The organism is Paraburkholderia sp. EG304 (assembly GCF_046543485.1).
GTDB lineage: Bacteria > Pseudomonadota > Gammaproteobacteria > Burkholderiales > Burkholderiaceae > Paraburkholderia > Paraburkholderia youngii.
This window is the reverse complement of record NZ_JBKGUA010000129.1, coordinates 1-6,458: the sequence shown is the minus strand read 5'-3', so window position 1 is coordinate 6,458 and position 6,458 is coordinate 1. Positions and strand designations below refer to the sequence as shown.

General features: G+C 58.6%; 3 protein-coding genes and 5 pseudogenes. 3 read left to right on the top strand and 5 right to left on the bottom strand.

Translation table 11 applies throughout. The annotated features are described in order from the left end of the window. Window positions 1–587 (top strand): IS21-like element helper ATPase IstB (istB, locus tag ACLFKU_RS42130; protein ID WP_410853185.1); only part of this gene is annotated, 587 nt, incomplete at its 5' end. Window positions 588–822: 235 nt separating this feature from the next. Here the strand turns inward: istB and ACLFKU_RS42125 are convergent. Further along, window positions 823–1,104 (bottom strand): IS110 family transposase, encoded by a 282-nt coding sequence (locus ACLFKU_RS42125; protein WP_410853184.1) that lies wholly within the window; start codon window positions 1,102–1,104, stop codon window positions 823–825. Between the two features lie 26 nt (window positions 1,105–1,130). Further along, complete coding sequence (locus ACLFKU_RS42120; protein ID WP_410853183.1) at window positions 1,131–1,271, bottom strand: hypothetical protein; 141 nt, start codon at window positions 1,269–1,271, stop codon at window positions 1,131–1,133. Between the two features lie 41 nt (window positions 1,272–1,312). On the opposite strand from ACLFKU_RS42120, the pseudogene ACLFKU_RS42115 reads away from it, so the two are divergent. Next, window positions 1,313–1,965: pseudogene (locus ACLFKU_RS42115) on the top strand (IS3 family transposase); the annotation flags it as partial. Window positions 1,966–2,042: 77 nt separating this feature from the next. On the opposite strand, the pseudogene ACLFKU_RS42110 reads toward ACLFKU_RS42115, so the two are convergent. Then, a pseudogene (locus ACLFKU_RS42110) lies at window positions 2,043–2,230 on the bottom strand (IS6 family transposase); the annotation flags it as partial. Window positions 2,231–3,073: 843 nt separating this feature from the next. Between ACLFKU_RS42110 and xdhA the strand changes: the two are divergent. Continuing rightward, a pseudogene (gene xdhA, locus ACLFKU_RS42105) lies at window positions 3,074–4,123 on the top strand (xanthine dehydrogenase small subunit); the annotation flags it as partial. A 178-nt stretch (window positions 4,124–4,301) separates the two neighbouring features. Here the strand turns inward: xdhA and ACLFKU_RS42100 are convergent. Both ACLFKU_RS42100 and ACLFKU_RS42095 read right to left on the bottom strand, forming a co-directional pair. Then, window positions 4,302–5,475: pseudogene (locus ACLFKU_RS42100) on the bottom strand (porin). Between the two features lie 660 nt (window positions 5,476–6,135). Continuing rightward, window positions 6,136–6,333: pseudogene (locus ACLFKU_RS42095) on the bottom strand (integrase core domain-containing protein); the annotation flags it as partial. Window positions 6,334–6,458 lie beyond the last annotated feature (125 nt).

Below are 6,458 nucleotides of genomic sequence, written 5' to 3'. Positions count from 1 at the left end.
TGGGCAAGACGCTCGAAAACTTCGACTTCGACCGCGTTCCCAAGCTCAACCGCGCTCACATCCATGATCTCGCCGCCGGCCGCTATATCGACGAGAAGGTCTGCGTGCTGATGGTCGGCCAAACAGGAGTCGGCAAATCGCATCTCGCGCAGGCCTTGGGCCACAGCGCCGCACGCCAGGGCCGCGATGTCCTGTTCATCACGCAAACCGAATTGCTCAAGAAGCTGCATGCAGCACGGGCGACTGAGCTTTATGAACGCAAGTTGCAGCAGTTCGTGCGCGTTCCGGTGCTCATCGTCGATGACTTCGCACTCAAACCCCTGCGTGCGCCCCATGACGAAGACTTCCACGACCTGATTGCCGCCAGGTATGAGCGCGCGGCGACGATTCTGACGTCGAATCTCGACTTCAGCGAATGGGGCGACGCGTTCCCCGACAACCGCATCCTCGGTGCTGCCACGCTCGATCGGCTAAGGCACGGCGCCTACCGCGTCGTCATTGAGGGTGAGAGCTTCCGCAAGCCGAAACCGATGCCCGAAAACGGCGAAAACGCGGTTGCAAAATCAGGCAAAACAACGCATTCTTGAGTCCCTTCGAAATCGCGTTTCGGGGCCATTCCAGGTGGCCTCATTACGCCGATCATCCCCGGCTCGATTACGCCGATCCGTGACAACTGGCCGATGCCAGGCACAGATGTCAATCGGGTGGCTGCATCGTCGGCGCTCGCAATAGATTCGATCTGGCGCCGAAGCAGAAGCAGGCGCGCCTCAATGGCACGGTATTCCTGCCACAACTGTTCGAGCAAACTGCGCATTGCTGGCGTCAGTCCATTCTGGTCGTCTGAGAGAACCGACGGCATGTCGCATAGACGAGCCGTTGCCGCACCCGGTGCAGCGCCTGTAAGTCGAGCTGTGGGTCGGTCTTTGGCAGCGCGAATCGCATGGTGGGACGCGAAATCGTTTCAGCAATGGCTTCTGCGTCGACTAGATCAGTCTTGTTCGACTTGACGAATGGCTTGACGAACTGTGCAGGAACAATGCGGACCTCATGTCCTGCAGCGGCGGCTTTCCTTGCTAGCCAGTTACTGCCGGGGCAAGCCTCCATTCCAACGATGGTCGGGGACGCGCGCGTCAGGAATTCAATGAGGCGCTCAGGCGTGAAGCGCCCCTGAAAGCCGGCTTGCCAGCGGCGTCGAGACCGACTACGTGGAATGCCGATTTACCAATGTCGATACCCATTCTGGCCACGGCGGATGTAACGCGCTGATTCATGACACACCTCCTCGGAAGCCGTACGTGTCAGCCCTGATTATGCAGCTATCCGGAACGCCGGTCGGATCGTCAATCACAAGACCGTGCAGCGGCTGATGGGTGAATTGCAGCTGAAATCACTGGTGCGCCCAAAGCGCTACCGCTCCTGGCGCGGCGAAGTTGGACGCGTTGCACCGAACCTGCTAAATCGCGAGTTCGAGGCACGCAGGCCTGATCAGAAATGGGTAACCGACGTGACGGAATTTAATGTCAACGGCGAGAAGCTTTACCTGTCGCCTGTGATGGACCTGTACAACGGTGAAATCGTGGCGTGGCAGACGGCTCGTCGGCCATGCTTCGAGCTGGTCAGCAACATGCTGAAGAAGGCCGTCACGCAGTTGGGTACCCGGGACAAGCCGTTGTTGCATTCAGATAGGGCTGGCAGTACCAGATGTCTGCCTGGCGGCGAATGCTGAGCGCGAATCGGCTACGGCAAAGCATGTCACGCAGAGGAAACTGCCTGGATAATGCCGCAATGGAAAGCTTCTTTGGCACGCTAAAATCCGAGTTCTTCCGCCTGACCAGATTCGACAGTATCAAACAGCTGCAGGCCGGACTGCGGCGATACATTCACTACTATAACCACGAGCGCATCAAGCTCAAACTCAATGGGCTGAGTCCCGTGCAATACAGGACTCAGCTTCTGGCGGCCTAGAAACTTACCGTCCAACTTGGTGGGGTCCATTCACGCGGCGGGCGGCATTTTGCCGACACGCGAACCTGATAATCCAGATGCGCGCTCAAATGAGGAACCTCGAGTCCGTGTTCGGCCATCATCTCTTCGACGTTGCGCAGGCTCAGCGAGTACGCCACGTGCCAGCGCACGCAAAGCAGGATCACATCCAGCGGATGATGCAGCCGCTTGAGCACTTTGCCGAGACCGCCGGGCACGCCTTGCGCGTCGTCTTCGTCTTTGCCATCGTGTGTGTCGTACGTTCCGATTCGAGCGATTCTACCCGACCTCGCCAATGCGACTGAACCTACGAATTCGCTCGATCGCAGTCGCCGGTTCCGTGCGGATGTCTAAACATGCGCGACTTGTAAGGAACACCACGTCATTGTTCGATAGCCGACACAAGTGCGCGACGCAACTGCGGGCCAATGCGTCATTATGCCTGTGCTCTGCGGTTCCGAGCGTTTGGGCCCCCACATGGTCCGGAAGGTGCTTCGAGACAGGCTTGGAACAGCCCGGTCGCTGCGCAATCGCGACAAAGAGCATTGTCACGTTGCTGACTGAGTCCGGTAGCATCAGGCAATGCAGTTATCTGATCGCTTTATCGTGGCGACCGCTTCCCCACGATGCCATCAGTTGTGCCGTGCGTTGGGCACCACCGGGTTCAGCTGAGTCTGCGCGACCTTGAGCAATTCGACACTGGCGCGACAAATTTAGCGCAAGCTTTGAACGGTGGGTAAAGGCAGCTCGCCGCACATCCAGCACCACGGCATCTGGACGAGCTATTTGTGTCGTTGTGCCGTGAGCTTACCTGCGACGGCGTGCCGTTGATGAACAGGGGCCGAACTCGACTACCTGCGGCAGAAACGGCGGGACTAAGGCGCTGCCAAGCGGTTCTTCAGCCACGTGCTTTGTTCTAGCCCCGTGCCGTGCGCTCAACACCGATCAACTTGGGAGCTAGCCGGCAGCCAGAGCCGACATTCCCAATACTGGCGGGCATCAAATATGTGCGTCAAGACTGCGGCCCGGGTGAACAACCGTGCAGACCCTGCGTAAAGCGCGCCCGGTCCGCACTGTCTTCCGATTCGCCATGACAATGCAAACCATCCGCTTCTATCACCAGGGGTCCGTCCGCGAGGTCGCGGGCGTGCCGGAGACGCGCACCGTGCAGCAGTACCTGCGCGAGGATCTGCGCTGCACCGGCACCAAGGAAGGCTACGCGGAGGGCGACTGCGGCGCGTGCACAGTCGTAATCGGCGAACTCGACGCGCGCGGCGAGCTTACGCTGAAGGCGGTCAACGCCTGCATCCAGTTCCTGCCGACGCTCGACGGCCGCGCCCTCTTCACCGTCGAAGACCTGCGCGCCGCGAACGGCGCGCTGCATCCGGTGCAGCAGGCGCTGGTCGACTGTCACGGTTCGCAATGCGGCTTCTGCACGCCCGGCTTCGTGATGTCGATGTGGGCGCTCTACGAAAACCAGCCCGCCAGCGCCGGCCTGCCGACCCGTGACGAAATCGACGCCGCGCTGTCCGGCAATCTCTGCCGCTGCACCGGCTACCGGCCGATCATCGATGCGGCGCAGAAGATGTTCGACTACCCGCAGCATCCGCGCGTCTCGCTCGATCGCGATGCGATCGCGACCACGCTGCGCACACTGCAGCGCAAAGACACGTTCGAATACAGCGCCCCCGACACCCGTGGCGCCGCGTTCGGCTCACCCAACTTCCACGCCCCGCTCACGCTCGACGCGTTCGCGACGCTGCGCGCCCAGCATCCGGACGCGCGCATCGTCGCGGGCAGCACCGACGTCGGCTTGTGGGTCACCAAGCAGTTTCGCGATCTCGGCGCCCTGCTGTACATCGGCAACTTCGCCGAGTTGAAAACCATCGCGCGCGACGCGCAAACGCTGACCATCGGCGCGGCGGTCTCGCTCGAAGACGCGTACGCGGCACTCACCGCCGACTACCCCGAGCTCGCCGAACTATGGACGCGCTTCGCATCGCTGCCGATCCGCAATGCGGGCACGCTCGGCGGCAACGTCGCGAACGGCTCGCCGATCGGCGATTCGATGCCGGCACTACTCGCGCTCGGCGCCGAGGTCGAACTGCGCCGCGATCGCACGACCCGCACGCTGCCGCTCGGCGCCCGCGCCGCACAGGGCTAAAAAATTGTCGGTTCTCAATTCGTTCAGACCGGTTCCCTAACCAATTTTCCTCCTCGATATTTGCACCGGCGCGCCTTACTCCAGGATAACGAGATCTCAATTTCCGCCGTGTCGCTCTGTTCGCATGTCTTGATTCGGACGCTCTTACTACAAATCAGAATTTGTGACGGATGGCCGCGCGAGCAAGGACCTGGCACTTATTGGATGAATCGTTCGTATTGGTGATGTTGGCAACAGCGGGGGTACCGAGAGACGATGTTCCCGATGCTTGCTGCCAACCAATTCCGAAATACACATCGGTGCGTTTGGACAGGAAATAGTCGGTTGCAATCGCTACCTGGTTGAAATGCTGGTTTCCGATTTTGTGTCCCGCGGCGTCTTGAACGCCATCCGAGTACAAGTAGGCATATGATGCAGCGACAGTCCAAGATGGGTTACAACGATACAGTATTCCAACGTCGTAGTTGTTGAATATCGCCGTTCCGTCTTGAAGCGACGCGCCGAGATTTGCGTACTGAACATTGGAGAACGAAGCCGCCAGGATGACTGGGCCGATCGTGTAATTGGCCCCTACGACTGCGGACTGGTATGTTTCGGCAGAAGCATATCCCCTGTTGAGGCCGCCCTGTAGAGCTGAAAACCCGTTCCCATAGGCAGTAAAAAAACCTGTGCCTGGCGCTGCAGTGGGGTGTTTAAAATACTCGAATGCCACCCCCACTTTTAATGGCGCGTTTGCGTAGCCGGCACCTACCGAATAGCCGCTGGCAGTTGTGAAACTTCCGGGATCACCACCTAAGCTATACTCCACCCCGAAAGTCGCACTGCGGATTTCAGGACTCATGTATCGTACCGACTTATTCACTCGAACCGTGTTGCACGCATTGTCTACATCGCTTGGGCGCCCGGCCGGCGCACCTCCCACGAGCGCTGCGGCCGTGAGTGGCTCGGGGAAGTAGAAGATCATGTCATACTGACGTCCAAATGTCAGGCCGCCCCAGTTGTCCCTTGTCAGGCCGACGAATGCCTGACGACCAAACAGCAGCCCGCCTTGAGCAGCCAGACCGTTGTTTAAGTTCACACCCGATTCAAGGGTGAAAATCGCGTGTAAAGTTCCGCCGAGGTCCTCGACTCCGGTCACCCCCCCATCGACTTCGCATGAGGCCGGCAAGCGAATCAAGCGACAATCTCTGTCCGCCACCAGCGTTGCTTTGATACATGATTCCTTCGTCGAGGACCCCGTAAATGGCCACACTACCTTGTGCGTTAGCGAATGAACACATTCCAACTGAAGCTATACAGATCCCCAACTTTATCAACTCACTATGCATCACCCGTTGTCCTGTCAATCATCTTTATATATAACTCCCTCTTTACTTAACTCGGCTGCCCTTCATCTGCATCGAAGGGGCGCGAGGTGACTCTTAGACTCGATTCAATGCATTACCTTTGCATAAAGACTACAGTGACGCGGGCCCGCTACCCGCGCAGTGTCAGGTCCTCGCGCAGCACGCTGTCGTATGGCGGAGGAGGCGCCCTCGAACGAGAGCGCAGTGTCGCTTCAAACTGATGACTTTGGGAATTCAAAGCATAGGTTATGCCTGGCCATTTCTCTCTCAGCGGCCAAACCCGCCGGCACAGCCAAGCGACGAACACGTCTTGAAAGAGCACTAATTCGAACGGATGGACAACTCACACATCACTGCGGGATCGCTTACCGCTGACATATTGGAATTCCCAAAGAATGCTTTAGTGGGACCGCCCATGTATGAAAGTCGCCGTTTTGTTGTCAGCATTCGCTCGGTACCATACAATTGACCTCGACGCGACAGAAAACCGCGTGCTAAAGAGGCGGCAGAGACGGGAATTCGGACAGTAGAATAAGGAGAGAGAGCGCTTATTCGTTGGATGTGCACCCGCCCCCAACCCACTAAACGGAAGTTTGCAGAGGTTCTGAGGTTGGATTTGCCCCTGTACTTCTGGACACAGCCTCACACTTGAGTTGATGAATCGGCCCTGCGCCTGAACTCGCGTGGCGAGCGGTACTTCAGCGCGCTATGACGATGCTGCTCGTTGTAATGCTCAATCGCGATGGCGAGATTGCGCGCTGCGGTCGCGGCGTCCGGCGTGGGCATGAACGCCACGTAGTCACGCTTCATCGTCTTCACGAAGCTTTCTGCCATACCATTATCGTAAGTCAGCAACTGCTTGTCGTGACGACGGTTGCGCGACCGTAACGGTCGAGATCACCCATCCCTTTCACCCACTACGCGGCACTCGCATCCAACTGGCTACCCGGCGCATTAACTGGGGA